General features: G+C 62.2%; 30 protein-coding genes, 1 tRNA gene, 1 other RNA gene and 1 pseudogene. 18 read left to right on the top strand and 15 right to left on the bottom strand.

Annotated features, from left to right (window positions below; genetic code table 11):
* Nucleotides 1-157: 157 nt before the first annotated feature.
* From AB7951_RS13735 to AB7951_RS13720, 4 genes and pseudogenes are all read right to left on the bottom strand, one after another.
* A complete protein-coding gene (locus tag AB7951_RS13735; protein ID WP_120289773.1) occupies nt 158-643 on the bottom strand; it encodes a hypothetical protein in 486 nt (161 codons plus the stop codon).
* A 90-nt stretch (nt 644-733) separates the two neighbouring features.
* Nucleotides 734-1,285 (bottom strand): annotated as a pseudogene (locus tag AB7951_RS13730) (amidase family protein); the annotation flags it as partial.
* Nucleotides 1,240-2,157: an amidase family protein gene (locus AB7951_RS13725; protein ID WP_441255833.1), complete on the bottom strand. Its 918-nt coding sequence runs from the start codon at nt 2,155-2,157 to the stop codon at nt 1,240-1,242. The pseudogene AB7951_RS13730 and the gene AB7951_RS13725, both read right to left, overlap by 46 nt.
* A 70-nt stretch (nt 2,158-2,227) precedes the next feature.
* Nucleotides 2,228-3,217 (bottom strand): hydroxyacid dehydrogenase, encoded by a 990-nt coding sequence (locus AB7951_RS13720; RefSeq protein WP_089264355.1) that lies wholly within the window; start codon nt 3,215-3,217, stop codon nt 2,228-2,230.
* A gap of 194 nt (nt 3,218-3,411) precedes the next feature.
* On the opposite strand from AB7951_RS13720, the gene AB7951_RS13715 reads away from it, so the two are divergent.
* The 4 genes from AB7951_RS13715 to AB7951_RS13700 all read left to right on the top strand — a co-directional run bounded on the left by AB7951_RS13715 (nt 3,412) and on the right by AB7951_RS13700 (nt 5,241).
* Nucleotides 3,412-4,101 carry a Spy/CpxP family protein refolding chaperone gene (locus AB7951_RS13715; RefSeq protein ID WP_420878703.1) on the top strand — a complete coding sequence of 230 codons (690 nt, stop codon included), beginning with the start codon at nt 3,412-3,414 and terminating at the stop codon, nt 4,099-4,101.
* Nucleotides 4,102-4,166: 65 nt separating this feature from the next.
* Nucleotides 4,167-4,388 (top strand): hypothetical protein, encoded by a 222-nt coding sequence (locus AB7951_RS13710; RefSeq protein ID WP_120290333.1) that lies wholly within the window; start codon nt 4,167-4,169, stop codon nt 4,386-4,388.
* 83 nt (nt 4,389-4,471) lie between these two features.
* Entirely contained in the window at nt 4,472-4,729 is a 258-nt protein-coding gene (locus AB7951_RS13705) for a hypothetical protein (RefSeq protein ID WP_441255832.1), read from the top strand.
* Between the two features lie 128 nt (nt 4,730-4,857).
* Nucleotides 4,858-5,241: a DUF930 domain-containing protein gene (locus tag AB7951_RS13700; RefSeq protein WP_441255831.1), complete on the top strand. Its 384-nt coding sequence runs from the start codon at nt 4,858-4,860 to the stop codon at nt 5,239-5,241.
* Nucleotides 5,242-5,272: 31 nt separating this feature from the next.
* Here the strand turns inward: AB7951_RS13700 and AB7951_RS13695 are convergent, their stop codons facing one another.
* The gene (locus tag AB7951_RS13695; RefSeq protein WP_439061589.1) at nt 5,273-6,109 is read right to left on the bottom strand and encodes a LysR family transcriptional regulator; all 837 of its coding nucleotides are present in this window, start codon (nt 6,107-6,109) and stop codon (nt 5,273-5,275) included.
* Between the two features lie 338 nt (nt 6,110-6,447).
* On the opposite strand from AB7951_RS13695, the gene AB7951_RS13690 reads away from it, so the two are divergent.
* Complete coding sequence (locus tag AB7951_RS13690) at nt 6,448-6,678, top strand: hypothetical protein (RefSeq protein ID WP_120289761.1); 231 nt, start codon at nt 6,448-6,450, stop codon at nt 6,676-6,678.
* An 8-nt stretch (nt 6,679-6,686) separates the two neighbouring features.
* On the opposite strand, the gene AB7951_RS13685 is transcribed toward AB7951_RS13690, so the two are convergent.
* Nucleotides 6,687-6,875: a hypothetical protein gene (locus AB7951_RS13685; RefSeq protein WP_092142869.1), complete on the bottom strand. Its 189-nt coding sequence runs from the start codon at nt 6,873-6,875 to the stop codon at nt 6,687-6,689.
* 201 nt (nt 6,876-7,076) lie between these two features.
* Between AB7951_RS13685 and AB7951_RS13680 the strand changes: the two genes are divergently transcribed.
* Nucleotides 7,077-7,301 carry a hypothetical protein gene (locus tag AB7951_RS13680; RefSeq protein WP_068731744.1) on the top strand — a complete coding sequence of 75 codons (225 nt, stop codon included), beginning with the start codon at nt 7,077-7,079 and terminating at the stop codon, nt 7,299-7,301.
* 69 nt (nt 7,302-7,370) lie between these two features.
* On the opposite strand, the gene AB7951_RS13675 is transcribed toward AB7951_RS13680, so the two are convergent.
* Together AB7951_RS13675 and AB7951_RS13670 are read right to left on the bottom strand one after the other, a co-directional pair.
* Nucleotides 7,371-8,174: an outer membrane protein gene (locus tag AB7951_RS13675; protein WP_120289759.1), complete on the bottom strand. Its 804-nt coding sequence runs from the start codon at nt 8,172-8,174 to the stop codon at nt 7,371-7,373.
* Between the two features lie 167 nt (nt 8,175-8,341).
* Nucleotides 8,342-8,596: a hypothetical protein gene (locus tag AB7951_RS13670; protein WP_068731748.1), complete on the bottom strand. Its 255-nt coding sequence runs from the start codon at nt 8,594-8,596 to the stop codon at nt 8,342-8,344.
* A 691-nt stretch (nt 8,597-9,287) separates the two neighbouring features.
* Between AB7951_RS13670 and AB7951_RS13665 the strand changes: the two genes are divergently transcribed.
* Nucleotides 9,288-9,878: a hypothetical protein gene (locus AB7951_RS13665; RefSeq protein ID WP_120289757.1), complete on the top strand. Its 591-nt coding sequence runs from the start codon at nt 9,288-9,290 to the stop codon at nt 9,876-9,878.
* 284 nt (nt 9,879-10,162) lie between these two features.
* Here AB7951_RS13665 and AB7951_RS13660 read toward each other — a convergent pair.
* Nucleotides 10,163-10,252 (bottom strand) — tRNA-Ser (locus AB7951_RS13660).
* A gap of 167 nt (nt 10,253-10,419) precedes the next feature.
* Here AB7951_RS13660 and AB7951_RS13655 point away from each other — a divergent pair.
* Together AB7951_RS13655 and ssrA are read left to right on the top strand one after the other, a co-directional pair.
* Nucleotides 10,420-10,782 (top strand): hypothetical protein, encoded by a 363-nt coding sequence (locus AB7951_RS13655; RefSeq protein WP_120289753.1) that lies wholly within the window; start codon nt 10,420-10,422, stop codon nt 10,780-10,782.
* 38 nt (nt 10,783-10,820) lie between these two features.
* Nucleotides 10,821-11,173, top strand: a transfer-messenger RNA (tmRNA) gene (ssrA, locus tag AB7951_RS13650).
* 81 nt (nt 11,174-11,254) lie between these two features.
* Here the strand turns inward: ssrA and AB7951_RS13645 are convergent.
* A complete protein-coding gene (locus AB7951_RS13645; RefSeq protein WP_120289751.1) occupies nt 11,255-11,494 on the bottom strand; it encodes a hypothetical protein in 240 nt (79 codons plus the stop codon).
* 284 nt (nt 11,495-11,778) lie between these two features.
* Between AB7951_RS13645 and AB7951_RS13640 the strand changes: the two genes are divergently transcribed.
* Nucleotides 11,779-11,904: a hypothetical protein gene (locus AB7951_RS13640; protein ID WP_286144218.1), complete on the top strand. Its 126-nt coding sequence runs from the start codon at nt 11,779-11,781 to the stop codon at nt 11,902-11,904.
* On the opposite strand, the gene AB7951_RS13635 is transcribed toward AB7951_RS13640, so the two are convergent.
* Nucleotides 11,876-12,133, bottom strand: coding sequence for a hypothetical protein (locus AB7951_RS13635; RefSeq protein WP_147421639.1), 258 nt, complete (start codon nt 12,131-12,133; stop codon nt 11,876-11,878). The genes AB7951_RS13640 and AB7951_RS13635 overlap by 29 nt on opposite strands.
* A gap of 206 nt (nt 12,134-12,339) precedes the next feature.
* Between AB7951_RS13635 and AB7951_RS13630 the strand changes: the two genes are divergently transcribed.
* Complete coding sequence (locus AB7951_RS13630) at nt 12,340-12,492, top strand: hypothetical protein (RefSeq protein ID WP_158596799.1); 153 nt, start codon at nt 12,340-12,342, stop codon at nt 12,490-12,492.
* A 75-nt stretch (nt 12,493-12,567) separates the two neighbouring features.
* Here the strand turns inward: AB7951_RS13630 and AB7951_RS13625 are convergent, their stop codons facing one another.
* Complete coding sequence (locus AB7951_RS13625; protein WP_089264337.1) at nt 12,568-12,732, bottom strand: Flp family type IVb pilin; 165 nt, start codon at nt 12,730-12,732, stop codon at nt 12,568-12,570.
* Nucleotides 12,733-13,069: 337 nt separating this feature from the next.
* On the opposite strand from AB7951_RS13625, the gene AB7951_RS13620 reads away from it, so the two are divergent.
* From AB7951_RS13620 to AB7951_RS13590, 7 genes are all read left to right on the top strand, one after another.
* Entirely contained in the window at nt 13,070-14,005 is a 936-nt protein-coding gene (locus AB7951_RS13620) for a septal ring lytic transglycosylase RlpA family protein (protein WP_092143009.1), read from the top strand.
* Between the two features lie 122 nt (nt 14,006-14,127).
* Complete coding sequence (locus AB7951_RS13615) at nt 14,128-15,387, top strand: D-alanyl-D-alanine carboxypeptidase family protein (protein WP_120289747.1); 1,260 nt, start codon at nt 14,128-14,130, stop codon at nt 15,385-15,387.
* A 1-nt stretch (nt 15,388) separates the two neighbouring features.
* On the top strand, nt 15,389-16,075 hold the full coding sequence (gene tmk / locus AB7951_RS13610) for a dTMP kinase (protein ID WP_120289745.1): 687 nt from the start codon (nt 15,389-15,391) through the stop codon (nt 16,073-16,075).
* Nucleotides 16,072-17,118 carry a DNA polymerase III subunit delta' gene (locus tag AB7951_RS13605; RefSeq protein WP_439061591.1) on the top strand — a complete coding sequence of 349 codons (1,047 nt, stop codon included), beginning with the start codon at nt 16,072-16,074 and terminating at the stop codon, nt 17,116-17,118. Before tmk ends, AB7951_RS13605 begins: the two co-directional genes overlap by 4 nt.
* Nucleotides 17,119-17,190: 72 nt before the next feature.
* Complete coding sequence (metG, locus tag AB7951_RS13600) at nt 17,191-18,756, top strand: methionine--tRNA ligase (protein WP_120289741.1); 1,566 nt, start codon at nt 17,191-17,193, stop codon at nt 18,754-18,756.
* A 9-nt stretch (nt 18,757-18,765) separates the two neighbouring features.
* Nucleotides 18,766-19,572 carry a TatD family hydrolase gene (locus AB7951_RS13595; RefSeq protein WP_120289739.1) on the top strand — a complete coding sequence of 269 codons (807 nt, stop codon included), beginning with the start codon at nt 18,766-18,768 and terminating at the stop codon, nt 19,570-19,572.
* The gene (locus AB7951_RS13590) at nt 19,569-20,366 is read left to right on the top strand and encodes an MBL fold metallo-hydrolase (RefSeq protein WP_120289737.1); all 798 of its coding nucleotides are present in this window, start codon (nt 19,569-19,571) and stop codon (nt 20,364-20,366) included. Before AB7951_RS13595 ends, AB7951_RS13590 begins: the two co-directional genes overlap by 4 nt.
* Here the strand turns inward: AB7951_RS13590 and AB7951_RS13585 are convergent.
* From AB7951_RS13585 to AB7951_RS13575, 3 genes are all read right to left on the bottom strand, one after another.
* A complete protein-coding gene (locus AB7951_RS13585; RefSeq protein ID WP_439061592.1) occupies nt 20,347-21,135 on the bottom strand; it encodes a hypothetical protein in 789 nt (262 codons plus the stop codon). The two genes, AB7951_RS13590 and AB7951_RS13585, sit on opposite strands and share 20 nt — an antisense overlap.
* 56 nt (nt 21,136-21,191) lie before the next feature.
* Complete coding sequence (locus AB7951_RS13580; protein WP_120289735.1) at nt 21,192-22,841, bottom strand: acyl-CoA synthetase; 1,650 nt, start codon at nt 22,839-22,841, stop codon at nt 21,192-21,194.
* Between the two features lie 122 nt (nt 22,842-22,963).
* Nucleotides 22,964-24,859, bottom strand: coding sequence for a TRAP transporter large permease (locus AB7951_RS13575; RefSeq protein WP_120289733.1), 1,896 nt, complete (start codon nt 24,857-24,859; stop codon nt 22,964-22,966).
* Nucleotides 24,860-24,868: the final 9 nt, after the last annotated feature.

The following is a 24,868-nucleotide window of genomic DNA, read 5'->3' as shown; positions in this document are numbered from 1 at the left end:
GTGATCCGCGTCACTCAGGGGGAATTGCAATTGCTTTGGTGTGTGGCGCCGACTGAAGAAGTGGTTCAATCATGCGCCGGACATATGCCGTTTCAGGCAGCCTGACAGGCCCCAACGCCGCCACTGGACGGCGGCGTCGACTGAAGTCTGGCTTTCGTCAGTAGTCGCTGTAGCGCGAGACGTTGCTGCCCACGGTCATCTGGCTCTTCAGCGTCTCGAAACGATCGCGGGCGGCGCGCTCGCGCCCATCGATGAAATCGATGATTTCGTCACGCGGCATCGGGCCTGACGAAATCGGCCGTGAACTGCCGATGGTTTCATCGACGAAATACTGGCCATCGTCGTCGCGGCGTGCGGTCCAGCGAAAGCGGATGGCATCGAGCGGACCCGGACCGAGACGAGAGTAGCCATCGACCTCGAGGGCCTCTGGAACCGTGGAGGGCGACTCGTGTTCGACGAGCGGCGCTTCGGGCTCGGCGGCGACCATGACGGATACAGTCTCGGTGACCACGGTTTCAGTGACGACGGTGATCGAAGCGGGCTCGGTGTCGCCGTGTTCGGCCACTTGCGATTCCGCTTCCTTGCGGTCGAGAATGCTCGCAATGGCCGCGAGGGCGTGATCGGTCGGATCGTTCTGGGTCATTGAAATGCGCCTCCCCGCAATTACGCAACGTCCACATAGGCCGATATGTAATCGGCTGTGGTTTCATTTTGGTAATCGCTGTGGCTGTTTTTAGGCAGAGATCGGCGGACGCCTGTCTTTCCAGGGCCGGATCTGCTCGAGTTGCCCAGCTAGACGGAACAGCATGGCCTCGTCGCCGAAATGCGCCGTGAACATCATACCGATCGGCAGGCCTTTGCTGCTCCAGGCCAGGGGCACCGACATGGACGGCTGGCCGGTCATATTGGCCATACTGGTGCCTGGCATGTAGCGGCGCAGCAAAGGCGCCACATGGCCGAGATCGTCCGACATCGTATCGATCTCGCCGATCCTGATCGGCGGTGTGCAGAGCGTCGGCGACAGGAAGATATCGCAGCCGGTAAAGAATTCGGTGACGCTGCGGGAGATCTGGAATGCGTTCTGCAGTGCTGTTACGTAGTCGACTGCGCTTGCCTTGCGGGCATTGTGCGCGCTGCCGAGTGTGAGTTTCTCGAAATCATCCGAGGTCATCGGGCGGCCGAACTTCTTCTCCGCGAACTGCACGGTCACCGCTGTATTGGCCGACACGATCGCCGCAATCACTTGCGCAGGGTCGAGCGGCAGCACCGGCGCGCGTTCTTCGACATGATGCCCCTGTGCTTCGAGTAACTTGGCGACATCGCGGACGGCAGCGGCGACTTCGGATCGATTGCATCGCCATAGGGCGACTTGTCGGTGAAGAAGATGCGCAGCCTGCCGGGACCACGGCTGACTTCATCGAGGAAGGGACGTTCCGGTGCGGGCGCCATATAGGGGCTGGTCAGTTCAGGCCCGTGAACAGCATCGAGCATCGCGGCGCTGTCGCGCACGCTGATGCTCACGACGTGGCCGCAGGAAAAGCCGCCCCAGCCTTCGGCCTTGTCAGGACCTGTCGGATTGCGAGCGCGGGTCGGCTTCAGACCGAACACGCCGCAGGCCGAGGCTGGAATACGGATCGAACCTCCGCCGTCGCTGGCATGGGCGACCGGCAGGATCCGTGCAGCCACGGCAGCGGCTGCGCCGCCGGACGAGCCGCCTGATGCATAATCGGTATTCCAGGGATTGCGCGTCGGTCCATGCAGCCGGCATTCGGTCGTCGGCATGAGCCCGAATTCGGGGCTCGCGCTCTTGCCGAATATCGTCAGGCCGGCCTTGAGGAAGCGCTGGGCGAGGGTGCCGGTGTGATCGGCGACGAAGTCCTTGTAGAGACTGGCCCCGAAGGTCGTGCGCGTGCCGTCGAGGAGTTCGAGATCTTTCAGCAGGAATGGCACGCCGGTGAACGGCCCGTCGGGCAACCCCTCGTCGATCTGGCGCCGCGCATAGTCCTCATGGCGCACCACGACAGCGTTGATCCGGGGATTGACGCGCTCGGTGCGCGCCACCGCCTCATCGAGCAGTTCGCGCGGGCTGACCTGCTTGCTGCGCACCAGCCCGGCAAGGCCGAGCGCGTCGTGATCGCCGTATTCCTTGAATGCCATCGCGGGGTACTCTGGTGAGGACTGCGGCAGTGCTAGCGCGGATCAATCATCCGCGCCAGCAATCGACGGTTCAGCCGAACACGTCCGCGTTGACGGCATTTTGCTTGATCGGCTCGCCGTCGAGCACGCTGAGCATGTTGCGCGCGGTTTGCGCGCCCATGCGGTCGAGTGCTTCACGCGTCACGCCGGCGACATGCGGCGCGATGATCACGTTCGGCAGTTCGAACAGCGCGTGACCGAGCGGCGGCGGTTCGGCTTCGAACACGTCGAGGCCGGCGCCGGCGAGCTTGCCCGAGACCAGCGCGTCATGCAGCGCGGCCTCGACGATGATGCCGCCACGCGCGGTGTTGATGAGATAGGCCGACGGCTTCATGCGGGCGATCCGTGCAGCGTTGAACAGGCCGGTCGTCTCCGGAGTCTTCGGGCAATGCAGGCTGACAAAGTCCGCACGAGGCAGGGCCGCGTCGAGATCGCTGACAGGCTCGCAGCCGGCAGCCTTGATTGTATCGGCTGAGACATAGGGGTCATAGACCAGCACGTTCATTTCCATCGCCTGGCAGCGCTTGGCGGTGCGGGTGCCAATGCGGCCGAAGCCGACCACCAGCACGGTCTTGCCGAACAGGTCGAATGGTAGCGCTCCGAAGCGCGACGCCCATTTGCCTTCCTTGACCATGGCATGCAGTTCGACTGCGCGCTTGGCGAGCGTCAGCATCATGAACAGCGCCTGTTCCGCAACCGAGGGCGAGTTGGCGGTGCCAGCAATCATCAGCGGCACCTTGCGCTTGGACAGCGCCGGCACATCGACCGCGTCGTAGCCGACGCCGATGCGCGCCACCACCTTCATGTCCTTGCAGGCTTCGAGTTCGGACTCGCCGAACCGCGTGGCGCCGAGCGCGGTGCCGTGCACCGGTGCGTGTTGCTCAATCAGCTTGATGTAGTCGGCAGCGGAAATCAGATTGCTGAACTTGACCACTTCGATGTCATCGCGTGCATTGAACAGGTCCATTCCCTGGGTCGACATCGACTCGGTGATCAGAAGTTTCTTCTTGTTGGTCGCCATTTCCACCCCTTGAAGCATTCTACGTTGTTGCGCACCCGCCAGGGGCCGCGCGGGCGTTATCTAACAGGCTTGGCTCGATGAGGTCTACCATTGGCGGAGACGTGGCGTGTGGACTTGGCCGTGTTGAAGCCACTATGGTTGCTGATGATCACAAGTGATTTGCTGCGCCGCGAAATTGCGGTGAGGAGACGATGATGACCAGAATGAATTTGCCCAAGCGCACGCATCGACCACTGCGCCATGTGCTGTGCGCCGCCGCCGTTCTGCTGCTCGGAAATTCCGCAGCGGTCCACGCGCAGGGGCTGGTCCAGGGCGTGCAGCAAGGCGCAAGAGACGGCAATCGTGCGGCTGGGCCGATCGGGGGCGTTCTCGGTGGAGCGATCGGCGGCGTCGTGGGCGTTGTCGGCGGCGTGCTGGGCGTGCCCTCGAACAATGTTCGCGGTCCCGTGGGCGGGCAGTCGAGCGCCAAACAAACCAAGGCCGCCAAGAAGGGCAAGAAGGGCGCTCAACCCGCGGCGGAGCCGGAACTGACCGCCGAGCAGATCGTCGCGAGTAGCGACGCCAACACTAGCCGTATCAAGACGTCGCTCAACCTGACGCCGGAGCAGGAAAAGAACTGGGCCGGTTTTAGCAACGCCATGCATACGCTCGGCAATAACGGCGCGGAGCGTCTCAAACTGCGCATTGCCCGCGCCAAGCGCGATCCGCCGGATGACATCATCGAGCAGATGCGCAACGAGGCTCAGTTCCTCAACGACCGGGCCGTCGATCAGCGCGCCGTTGCCGATGCCGCGGAGCCGCTATTCGCCACGCTGGATGACAAGCAGAAGGCGCTGTTCATCCAGGAGATGGTCGGCCTCAGCCGCGAGCGCGGTCTCGACTAATCGCCGCAGAGAGGAACCTCTTGGCCACGGGGACGTTTTTCGTTCATCAGATGAAGGAGACGATCATGGCTGAGAAATTCGATCCCGCACCCCACGACAAATACGCTGTTGGCGTGAAGGAGGCGGCGCGTGCTGATCGCAAAACGTCTGAGGAACTCAAGACCGGCCTGAAGGACAGTTTCCCGGCTTCGGATCCTGTGAGTGCTACGCAGCCGGACCGGTCGAAACACGATAACGACGACGGCTCATCGCTCTGGAACAAGATCACGGGCGTCTTCAAATCCTGACGGCGCGCGCGCTGCTGTAATAATTAGTTAACCACGTGCGCTGCACAATCACATCGGGCTTTGACTGATGATGGAGGCTGGCGTTGGCGACCGTGTTCTCTGACAGTGATCTTAAAGCATCCGATATCCCTGCGGCTTCACGGCGGGGCGATATCTTCACCATCCACGCGACGCGCAATGATCAGAGCATGGTGACGCATCGGATCATTCCGGACGTCGCCGTCGCGCAGGCCCGGACGCTCAACGATGCGGGGTGGCGGGTCAGTATCTCCGGTCTCGGTGGCCGCCAATTCTCGCCATCGGAATTTCATCAGTTGCTGACATTCAAACGGATCGGCTGACGATCGCGAATTTGTAACCCCGCCGGTAACACGAGCGGGGTTTTTTGCACGTGCGAACATGGTAGGTTCGCGCCACAAAATCCTCGTAAGTTAAATAAGGTAATTGGCCTAAGGCAATGAGAAAACTAATGTTCACAGTTGTTGCCTTTGTCGGCGTCGCTGCCCAATCTCCCCTACATGCAGCGTCGTCCCGGACCGATCAGATGCTCAAACTGTCGCCGGAAACCCGTCTGGAGCAGCGTTGCGATGCGCGTGCGATGGGCTCCGTGGGCCGCGAGCACAAGGGATACAAGCCGGACGAGTTCGTGGCCTACGCGTTTGCCGATCCGGTCATTCGAGGCAACCAGATCAAAGCGCCGGGCGGTGCCATCCGCAGCGGGGGCAAGTGGTACAGGCTGTCCTATGTCTGCGAGACCAGCCCTGACGGGCTCGACGTCAAATCCTTTGCCTATCAGCTCGGCACCGAGGTGCCGCGTAGCGAATGGGACGAATACTATCTCGTGCCACGCTGACTGCCGATGGAGATTGCGGCCGGCCTCACGGTCATGGGTGAACTACAGGGTTCACCATGGCCGGCGGTTTGAAAAAGCGCGACGAGATCTCGTTGAGCAATTCCGTGCTCTGCATTGTTTCCAGGTTCGAGCGCGCACACAGCAACGCTTTGACGGGCGGCAGGTGTGGCAGATAATATTCCTGCGCCCAGACAAGTGTAGGCGGAATCATCCGCTTCGGGATCGCGGTGATGCCGATGCCGCTTTCCACAGCCGCCAACTTGGCGTGATAGTCGGGACTGTTGAATACGATCTTGTAGGACAGACCGTGGCGCGTCAGGGTTCGGATCATCAGATCGTCGCCCGGCCATGTCAGAATGGGGATCGGCGCGCCCGAACTGAGGACGAAGTCCTTTGCGCGCACCCACACGAACTCCTCATCGGCCTCGTTGACGATCAGGTGCGATATCTCGCTGCTCATTTCCGGATTTTCGAGAATGTAGGCGATATCGATATAGCCATCGATCAGGCCTTTGGTGATGCCCACCGAGTTGTCAGTGTGAATGACCAGATCGGCCAGGCTTTGGGAGGTCTGATGGCTGAAGAAATCCTGCACGAACAGGGTGCTCAGTCCAAACCGGATCGGTTGCGGAAGATGCGCCACGCCGCCAATCCGCAACATCTGGTCGTTGGCTTCCAGAATCCGTCTGGCCTGATGCAGCACCAGCTTGCCGAGCTGGGTAGCCGTCGTGCCGTTGACCGTTTTGGTGAAGAGGTTGCCTCCCACCATGGTCTGAATGCGCTTGATCTGAGAACTGACAGCGGGTTGGCTCAGGCCCAGCCGTTCGGCGGCCTTGGTCAGGCTGCCGGTTTCCGCAATCGCCACCACGGTGCGAACGATCTCGATGGGGATATTGAGCGGCTGATATCGCTTGTGCATTGCGACATTCCAGGGTCGTCGAGCAGATCGATCCATCAACATCTATAGTTGTGTGAAGATGAACCGCAATCGAAGAATTTAGATATACTCTAAACTGCGTGAAAAGACGTATCGCGTGGAACCCGCAATCTGGATAATCCTGCCGGAACAAGGTAGCTCAATACGGCGGCGATTCCTTAAGGGCGCAGAGATTCTTTTAAGCAATTACAGGTTGTCTATTTCGGCGCTCGGCATGCGTGAAAACGCGATAGTCTGGGCAGGCTGTCATCGGTTTTCGGAGACTGCAGATGTCCGGCACCCGCAGAGTTCATCTGAACGATAACATTCGCACCGAACATCTGAAATGTTCGGGCTGCAGGACCCAAGTTTATCTGATCAAGATCGAGACGGACGAAGAGGGCGGTGAAATTCGCACCTTTGGCTGTCCACATTGTGCCACGTCGAAATCGCTGCGTTTGGCGCCGCGCCGGCAACACCTCAAGCCCGCTGAACTCGTTGCGGACCAGGTCGTCTGCTGATCGAACGACTACAGTCGATCGACGCGCAAAAAGAATGCCCAGATGATGGACAGGACGGCGGCGATGACAAGCCATGACGGGTTCATGCAGAATATGTCGCCGTAGTGGCACACCTGCATCGCCCATCTGCTGTTGTTGATACTCGCTGCGTAAAACACACCGGCAGCGACCGTCAGAATGCTCGCGATCATGAACATGGGACGCTCCAATAATATTGGCGCCACACTGTTCTGCATTCTTGAAGCAGCCGTGAATCGAATCGATGAAAGTCGGGGGCTTTGCGCATTTTTGATACGCGCACTCCAGCCCGATACCGTCGCGGATCCGCTTGAGGCTTTGTTAACCGCGAGTCGCCCAGAGTTCCCGATGGGGACATTGCGACGTTGGGGAGGCCCGATTTGGCCAAATACGAAACGACGAAGTACGCGCAGATGCGCCGTTGCCGGATGGCGCATCTTCATGGCGAGTTGATCGACGAGCGATTCAGCGACGATGCCGACAGCGTTTTCGTCAACGGCTATGTTCACGCCGTTCGTCCGGATCTGACCTGCTGGCCACTGCGCTGGACGATCACCGTGGAGCCGTATCCGGTCGAAAGCCGCGTTCTGGCGATGACCGGCTGACCGGCGCACGCATCTCCAAACAAAAGGCCCTCGCTAGCGAGGGCCTTTTGTTTGGAGATCTTTAAGCGATCAGTAGCGTGCGACCGACGGGCCGCCGAAATGATAGTTCAGTCCGCCGCGTACCGTATTGGTCTTCAGGTCGATATCGTGGGCAATGATACCGGTGGCAGCGCCTGGTCCGGTGAAGGTCGGAGCCGAGACCGATTGCTTGCCGAAATCGGTATGGAGATATTCGACCTTCGCCGACCAGTTTTTGGTGAACGCGTGTTCGATACCGGCGCCGATGGTCCAGCCTGCCACGGTCTTTGACAGTGACGCGGTTTCGTTCTGGCCAGTCGTGTCGGTTAGCGAGGAGGCGAAATTCAACTCGGTGAGCGCGAGGCCGCCGGTTGCGTAGAAAAGCGTACGATCGACCGTGTAACCAACGCGCGGGCGCAGCGTGACCAGCCAATCACTCGTTACGGAGTTTGTGGTGGTGAACGAACCACCGGCCGGGAAAGGCGCAGTGAAACCGCGCGACTGCTTCAGGCCGAAATAGTTCGCGTCGGCCTCGACGCCAAACAACCAGCGGTCCACCTGATGATTGTAGCCGACCTGACCGCCGCCGGTGAAGCCATCGGGATTGAGGCGCGGCGAGGCAGCCGCAATTGCCTGCTGGTTTGCGATCGGCGCGGTGCCATTGACGAAAGCGTTGGAGACGTTGCTCTGGCCCCAGGAACCGCCGGCGTTGCCGCCGACATACCAGCCGCCCCAGCTATAGCCTGCTTCGGTCGTCGCGGGCGTCTTGGTCCAGACGCGCGACTGCAGGTCGGCAGCAGCGGCATTCACCGCGCCCGACGCTGCGATGATCGCGGCCAGCCAAAGGGTTCGCATCCAGGACCTTCCATCGCTCTGAAGATATTGAGCGAATTCGACACAAGCTTTAGCTGGAAACGCTGACCTTGGCTGTCACCGGGGGGCAACAGAAGCAGAACAATACCTGAGTACGGCAGCAAAAAGCCCGGCCGTTGGGCGGCCGGGCTTTCCGTAACGTGATGCGATCAGTAGGCGCAGACGTTGACGGTCCGGACGCGCGGCCCGCGGCGGGTTTCCACCACGCGGCGCTGCAGGCAGCCGTCGGTCAGGCCGCCGACATAGAAGGTGGGCCCGCCATAGAAGGCGTGGTGACCGTAGCCACCCCATCCACCGTGCCAGCCACCGACATGCCAGCTATGGGCCGATGCAGCGCTGGGGGCGAGGGCGGCTGCACCGAGCGAGGCTGCAGCGATCAGTCCGAGGGTTACTTTGCGAAACATAGATCTTCTCCATTGGGTGGGCGCGCGAGCGCTTTGCTGTGTCCCTGCCCATCAGTCGCTGCCCTCGTCGGGCGCGTTCAAAGCGGTTCTGGAGAATCGTGTTTCAGTCTTGTTTCGTCGTAAACAGCTTTCATCGAAGCCGAATGTCTCGATCAGAGCAGCGCAGTGGCTGCAGGCGCACCAACTAGCCGAGTTGCGAGGTGGCTGAGCGGCCGTGTCGCGAAATCGTCGCGCGCTTAGAAGCGGGCGCGGTAACCGTCATAGGCGTGAGCGGCCAGAATGCCGGCGCTGAGAAATCCGAAGAGTGCAGTGACGGTCTCAATCATCGTGGTGGTCCTTATTCCCCCGCGAACTACAGACGGCACGGGGGGCCGCACAGTCAAAGAGATTCGCGGTCGGCTTTTCATTCGGAGCTGTAGTGATGCGTCGTTGCAACATTTTACGCAGTTGCGCGGAGCGATCGCGGCGCAACGGCGATGACAATGCGGCGCCGGCGAGGCGATGCCAGCCCGGCGCAGGGTTAACGGGCGCTGAAGGCGTATCTGCGCGGGCATGATGAGGCGACATGGGGGATGACCGAGTCGCAGCAGTTCACCTCAGTGGATTTTTTGCTTACATACGCTTCAAGGAATCGCGCCGGTTGTCTCGCTCCCCGAGCCGCAGGATCGGACGTCGCAAGTGAGGATCTCCAGTGGCCGATACGTTCAATAACGAGATCAATGTCGGGCCGCCCCCCGTGCCGCTGCGCAAGCGCAGGTCGTTCGGCCCGTTCGGAGTTATCGTCGTGCTGTTGATCCTCGCTGGCGGCGGTGGATATCTCTGGCTGAACTACCACGACGCACTGACCGACATGGCACAGGCAGTGACAGGAAGCACTGGCCCCAGAGATAGCGCCCCGGTGTTGGCGAGCGCGGCGGAGGGCAACGTCAGCGCGACTGATTTCGCAGCGTTCCAGCAGCAGACCGGAAGCTCGATCCAGGCTGCTACCGAATTGCTGACGGCGCAGCAGACAGAGTTGAAGCGCCTGTCCGATCAGATCCAGGGCCTCACGACCCAGGTCGTTGGACTAACCGCCAAGATCGATACGCTGCAGGGCAGGGGCGTTATCGCAGCTCCGGCTCCAGCCGCTGCGGCGCCAGCGCCCATGGCCGCAGCTCCGGCTGCGCCAGTGGCCGCGCGCCCGGCACCCACGGTGCCGCGCAAGCGTCCAGCCGATCGTCCCGCCGGTGCCATCTCGGTCGGCGGCGCTCCGCTCCCGGCAGCAACACAGCCGCCGCGGTAATCCCTCAGGCGGCCTAACGTGTCTGGGGCCGTCGTGTTTTTTTGGGCGGCCTGTGGCGGCTGAGATCGGGCGGACCGCCGACGACCTTGGTCTTCACGAATTCGCATTTCGGGCAGGTGAAGGTGCACTTGTCGCCACCACCGGGATCCGGCTCGCTCCGCAACAATGTCATTCGCGCCCGGCACATCGCGCAGCGCGGCGGTTTGAGAGCGCCGAGTGTTTCAGCAGGCGTCGTTGGCTCGGATTGATCGATCATGTCGTCCGACAGAGGATGATGCGGCAAATGGCGGAAAGGGTGGGATTCGAACCCACGGTACCCTTGCAGGCACGGCGGTTTTCAAGACCGCTGCCTTAAACCACTCGGCCACCTTTCCGTCGTGGGACAGCGCTTAGCAAAGCGGCCTGCCGAGGGAAAGAGAGGATTGCGCCGGGGCGGCTGTCCGGGGCTGAAATCATCGGCACGGGGATTCCCTTGGGCCGGTCGGTGCCGGGCGCCGGGCGTGCTAAGCAAAGCCTGACGATTCTGAGGACGGAGACCAACATGGCAAACCCGACACCGCGCGCCGACGCCTTGCGTGCGATGCGCGAGGCCAAATTCGAAGCCGCACAGCGGCTGATCAAGGAGGCCGGCAAGGCCGCCGCGCCCGCGGAGAGCAAGCCTGCGCCTGCGGCGAAGAAGGTGGCTGCCGCGAAGCCTGCCGGGGAGCCGGCTGTCGAGGTTCTGGCGGTCGAGACGCAGGGTTCAGGGCCTCAGGCTGCGGAAGCGCCGCCGGTCGAAGCGCCGGTTGCCGAAGCCAAATCTGCAAAGATCAAGGCACCTAAAGGAAAGCCAGCCAAGGCAGAGGCGGCTAAGGGCGCCGCCAAAAAGACCGCTACCAAAAAGAGTTCCGCCAAGAAGGGCTAGCGGCCAGCGGCATTCCGCCCGGAATGCAGGGCGGACCGAGTCTAGATTTCGCCTGAGATCGCGCCTATATCTGGTTCGTCGCAAGACGATGGCGCTGAACCTCTCAATGGACTGCGGGCAGACCCGGGGGCAGTACCCGGCGCCTCCACCTCAGCAGCTCGCGATCTCATCCAGGTGAGGTCGATTTCGCCGGATGGTGAAATGCACGGGCTGCTCAGGCGGGGGCGAAACAGGATCGATGGCCGCGAAGAAGTTGTGAATTGTGCTCGGCATGATACCGCCGTTATCGGGTCAAAACCTAAATGCAAACGATAACGTTCGCATGAACGAAGTGCGCCTCGCGGCGTAACCGTTCGGGGTAGGTCCACCTTGCAACAGAACGGCCATGGCCGCGTCAACCTTCGGGTTGGCGCGGCTTTTAATTTGCCTAGGCTTCTAGTTTGCGGTGTCGGAGAATAGCGCTTCCGTGCGCTCAGTGCCTAGTCTTGCCGGTTTGCAGGAACGGCTGCCGCGCATTTTCGTGTTTCTGATAGAGTTCGAGCCAGCGCCGGTCTTCGGCATGGGCCCATTGTTCGAGCGAGATCCCAGGCGGGCGGCCGTGACCGATGGTGCCGTCGAGGCGGGTGAATTCCGCAGTCTCTTCCACGGTCAGCCCGATCAGCACCCGGATGCCCTGGTCATTCAACTCATAGCTGTCGTCATCGTCGATCATGCCGGCAATTGAGCAAGGCTGCAGGTGCGGTCAATGCAATTACCGGTTTAACCTAACCAATCAACCTTACCGGCAGCATGTGCGTCTGATCGTCGGTAGGCATCCATCGTCACGATGCGATGGTGCCCCGCTTTGCTGCCAGCTCACTCCGCGTTATTACGAAGCGCCGTGCGCCGAGGCTATACTTGCCGGGGACGCACAAATTATAGCCGAAGCCACGACGCAATTTTAACAGAATGCATGCTCACATTCAGTGTCGTTCGGTCGATGCAATGGAGCAGGCAATGGCACGCAATTTCGGCGTTCCCCGACAGTTCCGCCCGCGGGCGCAGGCGCCGGTCTGGCCGCTATGGGTGATGGCTTTCGCGGTCGTCACCGTGATCAATGCAGCGACATTCCTTCCGCACTAGCGGGAGCAGGTGGCTGCTCACTCGACGCTGCAGCATTCGGCAGGCGCCATGACCCGAGCACATAGAGCTTCATGCTGTTCTGGAAGCGCGACGTGACGGCGGTGAAGATCGCTTGGGGATGTTCGACCCAGATCGCGATCTGGTAGAGCGTCACGATCAGGTGGCCATCGCGAAACCTGTACTCTCCCGCACCGGTGATCCCGCCGCAATTCGTCCTTGAAACGTCCATCTCCATCCCCAACATCCCGCCGCAAGAGTCCCGCCAGGAATCGCGTCAGCGCGCTCCGCTATCAAATCCAAATCATGCGCGATCGTTCAACTAACAAATAGTTGAAACGGACGGGGAGCGAGTTGCGGAAATTAATCTCCGTTAGCGGCGGGCCGCAAATTCAAAACAAACCGCAGCGGGGATCTTAAAAATCACCATGTATTGCTGTGCCCAACGAGAATGCCGGGGGCTTTGTGGTGATCGAGACCTTGTTGTTGCTGAGTGTTGTTGCCGGTGTCGGCGGCCTGCTGGTGCAGGTCTATCGCTGGCGTCAGGACGTGCTGTACGGCCCGTATATCCGCCGCGAGTGGTACGATTGATCGCGCGAGACGTAACTTGAGGGAGAACTCCGCGCGCCGTGGCGGCGCGGGGAGTGATAATGGATCGTCAGGTCGTCACTTCAGTGACGAGTTGATCGATGTGAACTTGCCATTGAGCTTGGTGCCCATGCCGTTGATGACGGCAATGATGGCGAGGGCAATGCCGGCAGCAATCAGTCCATATTCGATGGCCGTGGCGCCGGTTTCGTCTGCGATAAATCGCTTGATGAGGTTTTTCATAGTGGTGCACGCTACGAAGCTCGTCTGAATCCGGGGTAAATATGTAAGCGTCGATCCCGGAAAAAATGCGCGTGTTCTGAAGTGGTTGAACACAATCACGGTGCCATCTCACCGATCGCAGGAGGAACTTCTAGCGCGACGTGTGCGGCGCGAGCGACACCCGGCGTGCGGGCTGAAATCCCACATCCTCTGTTTACCATACCGGGGCTCTCCCCATTTCCGCCGCGATCCGGCTGCGATATATTCACCACTTGATGCGGAAGTGGGCCGCATCGGGATTTTGGCCGTGGGGATGCCCGGAGATGGGCAGGCGGCCGCTGGAATGGTATTGGGGCGTATGGGGATTCGTGGGTCAAACCGACTCGGCCAGGCTGTTCAGGCAGCAGCGGCCATCAGCGCCTGTCTGGCGCTGGCCAATTGTTCCTCCTCCACCACCAGCTTCAGTCGCCTCGATCCGAAATATGGCGTTTCGAGCAGTCCTCGGGTCGTCGGGATGGGCGAGCCGGTTCCCAAGGGCGGCGGCACCTACCGTATCGGCAAGCCCTACACCGTCGCCGGCAAGCTCTATGTGCCGGAAGAAAACATCAATTACCGCGCTGAAGGCATCGCCTCCTGGTATGGCGACGCGTTCCATGGCCGTCTGACAGCCAATGGCGAAGTGTTCGACATGGCCTCGCTCACCGCGGCTCATCCGACGCTGCCGATCCCGAGCTATGCCCGCGTGACCAACGTCTATAACGGCAAGTCGCTGATCGTTCGCGTCAACGATCGCGGCCCGTATCACGGCAACCGCCTGATCGACGTCTCGAACAAGGCGGCCGAACTGCTCGAATTCAAAGGCAACGGCACCGCCAAGGTTCGCGTCGAATATGTCGGCCGCGCGCCGCTGGAAGGGTCGGACGATCGCCAGCTCGTTGCCACGCTGCGCACCGGTGAACCGGCACCGTCGCCATCGCTGGTGCGCGTCGCCTCGGCGCGCTCTTTCGTGCCCGACATGCAGGGTGGTCGTGTTGTCTCGCGCGATGTTCCTCTGCCGGAGGGCCGCCCGTATTCGCTCGGCAATACCTCGGCCGATGTGGCCTCAATCCGTTCGACGTCGGAAATGTCGGCGTCGAGCCGCATGCGCACGGCATCGGCACCGCGGATGAGCGAGAACCACCGTGCGGTGTCCTATGAGAGCAACGCCGCTTATGCTGCGCCTGCCGAGCCGGATGACGGCACGGTCGATGCGCGCGGCGCCCAGGCGATCCTGTCCGGTCGCGGTCTCTACTAAGCCGGTTCGTCGTTCACGACCGACACCAGACGGGCGCAGCATAGCGCCCTGATCCGCGTTGCACCTTGCCGCGTTGTTTGCCATCGGCGATCCTGTTAAGACCTGAGCACTCAGGACAGCACATGGCATCTGGCTCTATCCCCTTGAAACGACCGCAATTCGCCGCGCGGAGCTGGCGAACGCTGCTGGCTGCCCTGGTGACGTTTGGCGTCGCCCTCGGCCCAACAGCGCAGGCTGCAAACCAGAGCGTTCAGGGTGCCAAGAAGGTCGTCGAGGACGGCGGCTACGACACCGATGCACCGACCGCGATCCTGATCGAGGCTGGCTCCGGCAGCGTGCTGTTCGAGAAGAATGCGGATGAGCTCCGCGCGCCCTCCAGCATGATGAAGCTGATGACCGTCGAACTGGTGTTCGACGCGCTGACCCGCGGCGACATCAAGCTCACGGACGAATACCGCGTCAGCGAGAATTCCTGGCGCAAGGGCGGCGCGCCGGCAGGCGCGTCGACCATGTTCGCTGCGATCAACAGCCGCGTGCCGGTCGCTGATCTCCTGCGCGGTGCCATCATCCAGAGCGGCAACGACTCTTGCATGATCCTGGCGGAGGGCATTGCAGGCGGCGAGGCGGCCTTTGCCGAGAAGATGACGGCGCGGGCGCGCTCGCTCGGGATGCCGAAATCTACCTTCGCCAATTCCAACGGTTTGCCGGATCCCGGCAACAAGATGACGGTGCGCGAGCTCGGCGTTCTCGCCCGCCACATCGTTCGCACCTATCCGGAATTTTACAAGCTGTTCGGCGAGCGCGAATTCACCTGGAACAAGATCCGTCAGCAGAACCGCAATCCGTTGCTGGCGACGCTGGACGGCGCTGACGGTTTCAAGACCGGCTACACCAAGGATGGTGGCTACGGCATGGTCGGCTCGGCCATCCGCGACGGCATGCGGCTGATCGTGGTGATCAACGGTCTGGACGATCCGGACGATCGTGCGACCGAGGCGAAGAAGCTGCTGGAGTGGGGTTTCAAGAATTTCGAGGCTCGCACGCTGTTCGCAGCCGACCAGACGGTCGGCTTCGCCAAGGTGTTTGGCGGCGAGAGCCGCTCGGTCGCGCTCTCGGCCAAGGAGCCAGTGAAGGTGATGGTGCAGAAGAACGGCACCGACAAGCTGATCGCTCGCGTCGTCTATAAAGGCCCCGTGCGTGCACCCATCGAGCCCGGTCAGCCGGTCGGCGTGATCAAGGTCTGGCGCGGCGCCAATATCGCCGTCGAAACGCCGCTCTATACGGCGGCCGCCGTCGGCACGGGATCGACCATGCGGCGCGCCGTCGACGGCGCCGGTGAGCTGGTGATCGGACTGTTCCGCGCCGGCGCCGAGAAGCTCTGACATGACGGACACGCCCACGACATCGCCGCCGCGCGGTCGCTTCGTCAGTTTCGAGGGCGGCGAGGGCGCCGGCAAATCGACCCAGATCAAGATTCTGGCCGACCGGCTGGAGGCCGAAGGCAAGCGCGTCATCGTCACCCGCGAGCCCGGCGGTTCGCCCGGTGCCGAGATCATCCGCCATGTGGTGCTGTCGGGCATGGGCAAACTGCTCGGCCCCGAAGCCGAGACGCTGCTGTTTGCCGCGGCGCGCGACGACCATGTCCATGCGGTGATTGCGCCGGCGCTGGATCAGGGCATCTGGGTGCTGTGTGATCGCTTCTCGGATTCGACGCGGGCCTATCAGGGCCGGCTCGGCCATGTCTCGCCGGAACTGCTCAATGCGATGGAGCGCGTCACCATCGGACGGCTCAAACCGGATCTCACCGTCATTCTCGATATCCCGGTCTCGATCGGCATGCGACGCGCAGCAGCGCGGCGTGGCAATGATGTGCCCGATAGATTCGAGGCCGAGGGCATCGCCTTTCATCAGGGGCTGCGTGACGCGTTCCGGCAGATCGCAGCCGATGAACCGCAACGCTGCGTACTGATCGACGCCAATGCAGATTCAAAGATCGTATCGAACAATATCTGGGGCGTGTTGCGCCGACGCCTTCTGACGCCGTCGAACCACGAGGTCACTTCGGCATGAGCGCAAAGTCATCCGAGCAAACGATCTCGGTTCCGCATCCGCGCGAGACGACCGCGCTGTTCGGTCATCAGGATGCCGAGGCCACGCTGCTCAACGCCTATCGCGGCGGCCGCATTCCGCATGCCTGGCTGATCGGCGGTCCGCAGGGCATCGGCAAGGCGACTTTGGCCTATCGCATGGCGCGTTTCGTACTGGCGCATCGCGATCCCACATCGCCGCAAGTGCAATCCGCAACATCGCTCGGTCTCGATCCGATGCATCCGATCGTGCGCCAGGTCGCCGCCGAATCCCATGGCGGTTTGTTGACACTGGAACGTTCGCTCAACGACAAGGGCGTGATGCGCACGGTGATCACCGTGGATGAGACCCGGCAGACCGTGTCGTTCTTCGGCTCGACCGCTGCTATTGACGGCTGGCGCGTCTGCATCGTCGACACCGTCGATGAGCTGAACGCCAATGCCGCGAACGCGCTGCTGAAGGTGCTTGAAGAGCCGCCGTTGCGCTCGCTGTTCCTGCTGGTGACACATGCGCAGGCGCGCGTGTTGCCGACCATCCAGTCGCGCTGTCGCAAGCTGGCGCTGCGTCCGTTGTCCGTCGCCGATGTGACCCGCGCTACGTCGCAGGCCGCCGAGATCGAAACCGGCGATCCCTTGCTCAAAGAGGTCGCTGAAGCCTCCGAAGGCAGCGTATCGCGCGCTCTGAATCTGCTCGGAGGCGGTGCGCTGAAACTGCACCAGCGCACCGCCTCGCTCCTGAACACGCTGCCCCATGTCGATCCGCGCGAGCTGCATGCGCTGGGGGATGCGCTGGGGACCAGTGACCGTGTCGCGCTCGGCGCCTTTGTCGACAGTGTCGACCGCTGGATCGGCGAGCGCATGCGGGCCGATGACGCCAATGCCAACGCCAATCTGCCCCGCCTTGCGCGGCTGGCGGAGGTATGGGAAAAGATCAACCGAGCCGCGCGCGAGACCGAATCCTACAATCTCGAGCGAAAACCGCTGGTTTTCTCGGTGTTTGGACTGCTCGCGGAAGCAACGCGCTGATCGCTGCGAGACTGGTTTCAGCCGATCCGCGCTTCACCAAGATCGTCTTATTCAAGGTCCGTAAAGTCAGCCATGACATCTGCAACCGATGCAACCCGACCGGCGTATTTTCTGACAACGCCGATCTTCTATCCCAATGGCGTGCCGCATATCGGTCATGCCTATACGGTCATGGCGACCGACACGATTGCCCGCTTCCAGAGGCTCGACGGTTATGACGTTCGTTTCCTGACCGGAACGGATGAGCATGGTCTCAAGATGCAGCAGACCGCCGTCAAGGAAGGCCTGACGCCGCTCGAACTGGCCGACCGGAATTCTGCGCGTTTTCGCGAGATGGATGCTGCGCTCAACATTTCCTATGACGACTACATTCGCACCACCGAGAAGCGCCATGAGCGCTCCGTTCAGGCGCTGTGGGTTGCGCTCGAGAAGGCCGGCGCCATCTATCTCGACAAATATGCCGGCTGGTACTCGGTGCGCCAGGAAGCCTATTTCGACGAAGCGGAAACGACGCTCGGCGACGATGGCGTGCGGCGCGAGCCGCTCGGCTCGCCGGTCGAGTGGACCGAAGAGGAAACCTATTTCTTCCGTCTGTCCGCCTACCAGGACAAGCTGCTCGATCTGTATGCGCGCGTTCCGGACTTTGTGTTGCCGCGCGAGCGGCTGAACGAAGTGACGAGCTTCGTGAAGGGCGGCCTGCAGGATCTGTCGATTTCGCGCACCACGTTCGACTGGGGCATCAAGGTGCCGGGGGCGCCCGGTCATGTGATGTATGTCTGGATCGACGCGCTCACCAACTACATCACGGCAGCCGGCTATCCGGATGTCGATGGCGACGACTTCAAGCGTTACTGGCCTGCCAATCTGCATGTGATCGGCAAGGACATCGTTCGCTTCCACGCGGTGTACTGGCCTGCATTCCTGATGGCTGCAGGGGTCGACGTCCCGCATCGCGTCTTCAGTCACGGATTTCTTCTCAACCGTGGTGAGAAGATGTCGAAGTCGGTCGGCAACGTGGTCGACCCGATCGGCATGGCCCAGCAATATGGCGTCGATCAGATGCGCTATTTCTTCATGCGCGAAGTCTCGTTCGGGCAGGACGGCAGCTACAATCACGAAGCCATCGTCAATCGGACCAATGCCGACCTCGCCAACGATCTCGGCAATCTCGCGCAACGTTCGCTGTCGATGATCGCCAAGCAATATGGCGGCGTGTTGCCTGAGCCCGGTGATTACAGCGAGAACGACAAGGCGATCCTGGCGCAGGCCGATGGCATGCTGGAACTCGCGCGCACCGCGATGGCGACGCAGCAGATCCATCAGGCGCTGAACGCGATCTGGGCCGTGGTGGCCGAGGCCAACCGCTATTTCGCGGGCGAGGCGCCGTGGGCGCTGGCCAAGACCGATCCGAAGAAGCAGGCCACAGTGCTCTACGTGACCGCCGAAGTCGTGCGGCAGGTCGCGATCCTGGCGCAGCCAGTGATGCCCGCGTCCTGCGCCAAGCTGCTCGACGTGCTCGGCATCCCCGAAAGCGAGCGCGACTTCACGGCAATTGCGACCCGCATCAAGGCTGGCACGCAACTGCCGACGCCGACCGGCGTGTTCCCGCGCTATGTCGAGCCGCCGGCTGCGAGCTGAGTTTGCGAGATGCTTGTCGATAGCCACTGCCATCTGGATTTCCCCGACTTCGCCGACGATCTCGACGGCATCGTCGCGCGTGCCGAGGCCGCCGGCGTCGGCAAGCTCGTGACCATCTCGACGCGGGTGCGCCGCCTGCCGGCGTTGCTGGCAATCGCGGAGCGCTTTCCGAATGTCTATTGCTCGGTCGGCACCCATCCGCACAATGCCGACGAGGAAGACGGTATCTCCGCGGATGAGCTGATCGAATTGACAAAGCATCCGAAGGTCATCGGGCTCGGCGAAGCGGGTCTTGATAACTTCTACGAACACGGCTCATCAGGCGCGCAGGAGCGCGGCTTCCGCGCCCATATCGCCGCCGCACGCGCGACCGGATTGCCGCTGGTGATCCATACCCGCGAGGCCGACGAACAATGCGGCGCCATTCTCGAAGACGAGATGGCGAAGGGCGCGTTCAAGGCGGTGCTGCATTGCTACACCGGCGGACGGGAGCTGGCGATGAAGGCCATCGGCATGGGCCTGTCGATCTCCTTCACGGGCATCATCACGTTCAAGAAATCGCAGGAGCTGCGCGATCTCGCGGCTGAGCTTCCCGCCGACCGCATCATGGTCGAAACCGACGCGCCATATCTGGCGCCCGGCAAATGGCGCGGCAAGCGCAACGAGCCGTCTTATGTGGTCGAGACGGCGAAGGTGCTTGCGGAAACCCGCGGCGTGTCGCTCGAAGAACTGTCGCGGCAGACCACCGAAAACTTCTTCCGCCTGTTCAGCAAGGTGCCTGCCGTGAACGCGCCTGGTACCGGCGTGCCGGCATGACGCTGGTCCTCACCATTCTCGGTTCGGGATCCTCGGCGGGTGTGCCGCGCCCGGCGCTGGGCTGGGGCGCCTGCGATCCCGCCAATCCAAAAAACCGTCGCCGTCGTTGTTCGATGATGGCGGAGCAGATCGGGCCCGAGGGCGTCACGCGCGTTGTCATCGACACCTCGCCGGACCTGCGCGAGCAATTGATCGACGCCGATGTCGATGACATCGATGCGGTCTTCCTGACGCATGAGCATGCGGACCAGACCCACGGCATGGACGACCTCCGCTCAGTGGTGCTGAAGCGCCGCAAGCGTATCCCGGTCTATATGAACGCCTCGACGGCAACGGATATCATGCTGCGCTTCGGCTACTGCTTTCAGTCACCTCCCGGCAGCGACTATCCGCCGATCCTCGATCGCCTCAGCATCGAGGCCGGCGAGAGCCGAACCATCACGGGGAAGGGCGGTGATCTGACGCTGACGCCGTTCCTGGTCCAGCATGGCAACATCCCGGCGCTGGGCTACCGGATCGGCAACACCGCCTATACGCCTGATCTCAACGACATCCCGGAAGAGAGCTGGCCCGCGCTCGCAGGTCTCGATCTCTGGATCGTCGATGGGCTGCGCTATACGCAGCATCCCAGCCATTTCAGCATCAGTGATGCGCTGCGCTGGCGCGACCGCTTCAAGCCGAAGCGGACGGTGATCACCAATATGACGGCGGATGTGGATTACGAGGCGGTAAAGGCGATACTGCCGGAGGGCGTGGTCCCCGCCTATGACGGGATCAGACTGACGGTGGAGTAATTTGAGCAGCGAGTTTTTTCATTGCTGCATTTTCAAAGGTCACTTCGCCGGCCTCTCGACTATGCAAAGCTATCTCTGCGGCGATTGAGCGACCGATCTCGCGCTGATCGATATTGCCATACGGGCCGGGCACGAGACGTCCAAGCCAACTCACCCATGCCGGCGTATGCGCGTTGCCGGCAATAATGCCGGGCTGGAAGATCGCGAGGCGGGTAAAACCGACGTTGCGCACATTGTCTTCCTTCATACCCATGACGCGGACATAGCGAAACCGGCTTTGGGCTGTGCTTCCTACTGCTGACAGCAGGCAGAACTGGGCGATGCCGGCGTCACGGCAGCCGCGCGCGAAAGCGCCGACAACGCCGAGTTCAAGGCGTTTCAGCTCCTCTTCGCTCCAGCGCATCGATCCGGAACCGACACCCACACAACTCACGGCGCTGACGGGACCCTGGCTCAGGACGTCGCGAGCAAGCACGGCCGTGTGCTTGGCAAAGTCTGGAGCGCCGGTATCGAGCACGACGTTGCGCACGCGTGATCGCGCGGCAATGGGCTTCCTGGTGATCATCACCACTTCCCGGCATTCGGGAATTGCCAGCAGCTCCGCGACGGCTGCACCACCGACTTGGCCGGTCCCGCCGAGAATGATTGCGGCGAAGTTCTGCGTCATGGATGCGACCTCTTGGTAGCGCCAAACTGTCGTTCCGGGGCGCTCGCCGGCGGCGAGCGAACCCGGAATCTCGATGTCGCTTGGCTCCACGGAGACTCCCATGTCGAGGTTCCGGGTTCGCTACCGCCTAACGGCGTCCGCGCCCCGGAACGACGAGTTTATGCGCTGAACGATCCCGTCGACTTCACCTGATCCCGCAGCAGGAACTTCTGGATCTTGCCTGTCGACGTCTTCGGGATCACACCGAACACCACGGCTTTCGGAGTCTTGAAGCCCGGCATCTGCCCACGGCAGAACGCGATGATGTCGGCTTCTGTCGCCGCGGCATTCGCCTTCAGCTCGACGAAAGCGCACGGCACTTCGCCCCATTTCGCATCGGGCTTGGCGACCACGGCCGCGAACAGCACCGCCGGGTGCTTGTAGAGTACGTCCTCGACTTCCACTGACGAGATGTTCTCGCCGCCGGAAATGATGATGTCCTTGGAGCGATCCTTGATGGTCACGTAGCCGGCGGCGTCGAGCACGCCGAGATCGCCGGTGTGGAACCAGCCGCCTTCGAAGGCCTCCTTGGTGGCCTTCTCGTTCTTCAGATAGCCCTTCATCACGATATTGCCCCGGAACATGACCTCGCCGATGGTCTCGCCGTCGCGGGGCACTTCCTGCATCGTTTCGGGATCGATCACCGTCACGGCTTCCTGCAGGTGATAGGGCACGCCCTGGCGGCGCTTCAGGTTGGCGCGCTCATCGGCGGGCAGGGCATCCCAGCCGGGTTGCTCGGCGCAGACCGAGGCGGGCCCATAGACTTCGGTCAGGCCGTAAACATGGGTCAGCTTGATGCCGATCTTCTCGGCGCCTGACAAAACGGCCATCGGCGGCGGCGCGCCGGCGATCGAGCCTTGCACCAGAGGTCCGCCGGAATAAACCGGCGCATCGGGCGCATTGATCAGCGTGTTGTAGACGATCGGCGCGCCTGACATGTGGGTGACGCCATGCTCGCGCATCAGCGCGAAGATCTTGGTCGGGTCGACCTTGCGCAGGCAGACATTGACGCCGGCGCTCGCTGCCACGGTCCAGGGGAAGCACCAGCCGTTGCAGTGGAACATCGGCAGGGTCCAGAGATAGACCGGATGCTGACCGAGACCGGCGGCAAGAATATTAGAGACTGCGTTGAGATAGGCACCGCGGTGATGGGTCACGACGCCCTTCGGATTGCCTGTGGTCCCCGAGGTGTAGCCAAGCGCGATGGCGTCCCATTCGTCGAGCGGGAAGGCGCTGGTGAAATCGGGGCTGCCTTCGGCAAGGGCGGCTTCATATTCGAGTTCCCCGATCCGTTGGCCACCGGCGAAGGACGCGTCGTCGACATCGATCACGGACGGCTTCGGTCCGGTCATGAGGCCGAGGGCCTCGGTGATCACGCCCGAGAATTCGGGATCGACCAGCAAAAGCTTGGCGCCGCCATGGTCGAGCTGAAACGCGATGGCCGTGGCGTCGAGCCGGATGTTCAGGGCGTTGAGGACGGCGCCGGCCATGGGGACTGCGAAGTGGGCTTCGTTCATCGCCGGCAGGTTCGGCAGCATCGCCGCGACGGTGTCGCCCCGTCCGATGCCGCGCCCCGTCAGGAACGAGGCAAAGCGCCGGCAGCGTTCATAGGTCTGCGCCCAGGTGAAACGGCAGCCCTCATAGACCGTGCTGGTGAGGTCTGGATAAACCGCCGCGCTGCGTTTGAGAAAGCTCAGCGGCGACAGCGGCACGAAGTTGGCCGGAGTCTGGTCGAGGCCGACGCTATAGGCGCCCTGATCTGGGATCATTTTTAAGACTCCTATATTTAGTTCAGTAGGTTATGTAAGATATTTCATCTATCAGATTATCACAGAAATGATCTTCCAAAATTACGCGAGGTGATGACCGTAACCTTCTGAAAGAACGTATCTTAAAGGAATCCGATCGATATCCATGGGAAGATTGCCACGATGATCAGGCCGATCAGCAGCGCCAGCAGATAGCCGAGGATCGGCCGGATGCCTTCCGCGGGATCAACACGGCCGATGGCGCAGGCGGCATAATAGCCCACCCCGAAGGGCGGCGCGAACAGTCCGATGCCCATGGCGAGGATGACGACCATCGCATAGTGGACCTCGTGGACGCCGACCAGCCGCGCGATCGGGAACAGCAGCGGCCCGAACAGCACGATGGCGGGGATGCCTTCGAGCACGCTGCCGAGGATCACAAAGGCCACGATGGAGACCGCGATGAAGGTCGCACCGCCGCCCGGCAGGCCCGTCATGGCCGCCGCCAGCGAGCGCGAGAAGCCGGACTGGGTCAGGCCCCAGGCCATGCCGGTCGCGGTTCCGATGATCAGCAGGATTGCGCCGGAGAGGCAGGCCGTATCGACGAGCATCGGCTTCAGCCGGTTCCAGTCGAACTGGCGATAGATCAACAGGCCCGCGAGCACGGCATAGACGATGCCGATGGTGGAGACCTCCGTGGCGGTCGCCACGCCTTCGACCACGGCAGCGCGGATCACGAAGGGCAGCGCGATGGCCGGCACCGAGATGATGAAGGCCTTGAATATGTCGCGCCCGGATGCCCGTTTGACGTGACTGAGGTCCTCGCCGCGATAGCGCCACCACACCAATGCGCCGAGTGTGATCGCCAGCACAACGCCCGGCAGCAAGCCGCCGGTAAACAGCGCCGAGATCGAGACGCCGGTGACCGAGCCGATGGTGATCAACACCAGGCTCGGCGGAATGGTCTCGGTCTGCGCGCCGGTCGCCGAGAGCAGGGCGACGAGATCGCCCGGCTTGGCGCCGCGTGCCTTCATTTCCGGGAATAGCACCGGCGCCACGGCGGCCATGTCGGCAGCCTTGGAGCCGGAAATGCCGGAGACGAGGTACATGGCGCCGATCAGCACGTAATGCAGGCCGCCGCGGACATGGCCGAGCAGGCTGGCAAGGAACGCGACCATGGCGCGGGCCATGCCGGTCATCTCGATCAGCAAGCCCAGGAACACAAACAGCGGGACAGACAGCAGGATGAGATGGCTCATGCCCTCGTCCATGCGGCCGACCAGCACCATCATCGGCGTGCGCGTGGTCAGTGCCATATAGCCGAAGATCGCGAGGCCAAAACCGAAGGCAATCGGCACGCCGGCGAACACGCACAGCGCCACGACGCCGACGAAGAAGATGATCAGGTTGAGATTGCCGAGGGTCCGCAGCAGCGGCTCGGCGAGCCAGAACAGGCCGATGATCGCCACGACGGTGCCGAGCGCCGTCAGCACGGTGCGAACCTGGCCGTAGCGCACCAGCCGCAGCAGCGCGAAGACGATCATCAGCGAGATGCCGACCGGCAGCGCCGCCGCGCGAAAGCTGTTAGCGATCTGCAGCGCCGGTGTCGTGATGTAGCTTTCCTCATAGGCGTATTCGAAGGAGGGAGCGACGATCATCAGGAGAAACGCGAGCGCCGCAGAGGTCCCGACGACGTCGAGAAAGGCCCACATCCGCGGACCGGCCGACGCTACCAGCGCGGTCATCCGCATATGCTCGCCGCGCCGGAACGCCACGGCGGAGCCCAGCATCGCCAGCCACAGGAACAGGATCGAGGACAGCTCGTCCGACCAGATCAGCGGACGGTGGAAGCCGTAACGGGCCACCACGCCGATGAACAGGATGATCACCTCCGCCACCACCAGCAGCGCCGCGGGAATCTCGACCAGATGGCCGAGCGCGCGGTCGATGGAGGTCAGGATGGCGTCGCGGCGGGAGAGGGGCACCCCCTCCACGCTGGACGCCCCGCTTTCAAGGGCGGAGATGTCATGCACGGCCATAGTTTGTCC

The organism is Tardiphaga sp. 285_C5_N1_2 (assembly GCF_052076065.1).
GTDB lineage: Bacteria > Pseudomonadota > Alphaproteobacteria > Rhizobiales > Xanthobacteraceae > Tardiphaga > Tardiphaga robiniae.
The sequence above is the reverse complement of the archived record's forward strand: the minus strand, read 5'-3'. Positions and strand labels throughout refer to the sequence as shown.

Coding starts and splice junctions, on each gene's coding strand:
- AB7951_RS13670 (WP_068731748.1), bottom strand. CDS start 8,596: ATGTTTCGCAAAGTAACCCTCGGACTGATCGCTGCAGCCTCGCTCGGT.
- AB7951_RS13575 (WP_120289733.1), bottom strand. CDS start 24,859: ATGGCCGTGCATGACATCTCCGCCCTTGAAAGCGGGGCGTCCAGCGTG.
- metG (WP_120289741.1), top strand. CDS start 17,191: ATGACATCTGCAACCGATGCAACCCGACCGGCGTATTTTCTGACAACG.
- AB7951_RS13685 (WP_092142869.1), bottom strand. CDS start 6,875: ATGTTCATGATCGCGAGCATTCTGACGGTCGCTGCCGGTGTGTTTTAC.
- AB7951_RS13590 (WP_120289737.1), top strand. CDS start 19,569: ATGACGCTGGTCCTCACCATTCTCGGTTCGGGATCCTCGGCGGGTGTG.
- tmk (WP_120289745.1), top strand. CDS start 15,389: ATGACGGACACGCCCACGACATCGCCGCCGCGCGGTCGCTTCGTCAGT.
- AB7951_RS13640 (WP_286144218.1), top strand. CDS start 11,779: ATGGCACGCAATTTCGGCGTTCCCCGACAGTTCCGCCCGCGGGCGCAG.
- AB7951_RS13625 (WP_089264337.1), bottom strand. CDS start 12,732: ATGAAAAACCTCATCAAGCGATTTATCGCAGACGAAACCGGCGCCACG.
- AB7951_RS13580 (WP_120289735.1), bottom strand. CDS start 22,841: ATGATCCCAGATCAGGGCGCCTATAGCGTCGGCCTCGACCAGACTCCG.
- AB7951_RS13710 (WP_120290333.1), top strand. CDS start 4,167: ATGGCTGAGAAATTCGATCCCGCACCCCACGACAAATACGCTGTTGGC.
- AB7951_RS13655 (WP_120289753.1), top strand. CDS start 10,420: ATGGCAAACCCGACACCGCGCGCCGACGCCTTGCGTGCGATGCGCGAG.
- AB7951_RS13720 (WP_089264355.1), bottom strand. CDS start 3,217: ATGGCGACCAACAAGAAGAAACTTCTGATCACCGAGTCGATGTCGACC.
- AB7951_RS13645 (WP_120289751.1), bottom strand. CDS start 11,494: ATGATCGACGATGACGACAGCTATGAGTTGAATGACCAGGGCATCCGG.
- AB7951_RS13585 (WP_439061592.1), bottom strand. CDS start 21,135: ATGGGAGTCTCCGTGGAGCCAAGCGACATCGAGATTCCGGGTTCGCTC.
- AB7951_RS13635 (WP_147421639.1), bottom strand. CDS start 12,133: ATGGACGTTTCAAGGACGAATTGCGGCGGGATCACCGGTGCGGGAGAG.
- AB7951_RS13620 (WP_092143009.1), top strand. CDS start 13,070: ATGGGGATTCGTGGGTCAAACCGACTCGGCCAGGCTGTTCAGGCAGCA.
- AB7951_RS13605 (WP_439061591.1), top strand. CDS start 16,072: ATGAGCGCAAAGTCATCCGAGCAAACGATCTCGGTTCCGCATCCGCGC.
- AB7951_RS13615 (WP_120289747.1), top strand. CDS start 14,128: ATGGCATCTGGCTCTATCCCCTTGAAACGACCGCAATTCGCCGCGCGG.
- AB7951_RS13715 (WP_420878703.1), top strand. CDS start 3,412: ATGACCAGAATGAATTTGCCCAAGCGCACGCATCGACCACTGCGCCAT.
- AB7951_RS13690 (WP_120289761.1), top strand. CDS start 6,448: ATGTCCGGCACCCGCAGAGTTCATCTGAACGATAACATTCGCACCGAA.
- AB7951_RS13595 (WP_120289739.1), top strand. CDS start 18,766: ATGCTTGTCGATAGCCACTGCCATCTGGATTTCCCCGACTTCGCCGAC.
- AB7951_RS13735 (WP_120289773.1), bottom strand. CDS start 643: ATGACCCAGAACGATCCGACCGATCACGCCCTCGCGGCCATTGCGAGC.
- AB7951_RS13675 (WP_120289759.1), bottom strand. CDS start 8,174: ATGCGAACCCTTTGGCTGGCCGCGATCATCGCAGCGTCGGGCGCGGTG.
- AB7951_RS13725 (WP_441255833.1), bottom strand. CDS start 2,157: ATGGCATTCAAGGAATACGGCGATCACGACGCGCTCGGCCTTGCCGGG.
- AB7951_RS13700 (WP_441255831.1), top strand. CDS start 4,858: ATGTTCACAGTTGTTGCCTTTGTCGGCGTCGCTGCCCAATCTCCCCTA.